The organism is Oleiphilus sp. HI0128 (assembly GCF_001635365.1).
Genome location: NZ_LWGG01000017.1, coordinates 1 through 1,059 on the forward strand (window position 1 = coordinate 1; position 1,059 = coordinate 1,059).

A 1,059-nucleotide genomic window follows, 5' to 3' on the forward strand; every position below is an offset into this window, starting at 1 on the left:
TAAAGGCACCGATAATATGCTTCGGCCGGATAGGTAAAGGGCCCGGAATAGCCAAGCTTTGGTGAGCACAAGGAAAGTCTACATGCGCCCTTAACCAAGCCATAAACTGGGCACCATGACTCTGCTCGACAACAAGTACTTTTTCTGCACCCTCTAGCTCGCGCAACAGCGCCTCGGTTTGTAGTGGCGCGATCAAACGTAAAGCAATGACTCGGCATGCCTCACCTTGCTCGGTCATTCTTTCAGCCGCTTCTTTAGCTACCGATGAGACCGACCCCCAACAAACTATGGCGCTTTCACCCTGCCCTGACACCTCAGCCCAATGTTCAGAATAATCGAACTGACGAAGCTTCTCGGCGCGTTTCTGCAGCTGCTCGCGATGCATTTCTGTGGCAGCAGAAGGCGTGCCATGTTGGTTATGCTCCAACCCGTCTGCGGTATACATCATGTCTTCTTCACCAGGAATCGACATAGGTGAGATACCGCTATCAGTTAGTGCGTAACGATGATAAGGCGTATCTGAATGCGCTGCGATCAAGCGTTCACCCTTTTCTTGCCAAAGCTGCGGCTCCAGAAGGCTTGCATCTGACTGGGCCATTGATTGGTCAGACAAGGTAATCACTGGCACCTGCAGGTGTTCTGCCAACCACACTGACCAACCCGTGGTAAAGGCACTGTCTGCAATCGATAACATGGCAGTCACCACATGCGGCGCATCGCCATGCAAACCATGTAGCGCCATATTTAGATCAGACTGCTCTGATTTGGTGGGAATACCCGTTGAAGGGCCTCCTCGCATCACATTCACAATTACCAGAGGAGTTTCACTGGCAACGGCCAAACCTATAGACTCAGCCATCAATGCTAAACCAGGGCCAGAGGTAGCGGTAAGCGACGAAACACCGCCAAAAGACGATCCGATAATCATATTGATAGAGGCCAGCTCATCTTCAGCCTGAACCAAACTGCCGCCCAATTTTTCCAAATTTGGCGCGAGCCACTCAAGAATGCCCGAAGCCGGTGTAATCGGATAAGCCGCAACAAAGCGCGTACCTGCCT

1 protein-coding gene is annotated in these 1,059 nt (G+C 51.8%); it reads right to left on the minus strand.

All coding sequences use genetic code 11. The features are described 5' to 3' along the window. On the minus strand, window positions 1–1,059 hold a 1,059-nt coding region (locus tag A3763_RS00310), incomplete at both ends, for a transketolase C-terminal domain-containing protein (RefSeq protein WP_197482644.1).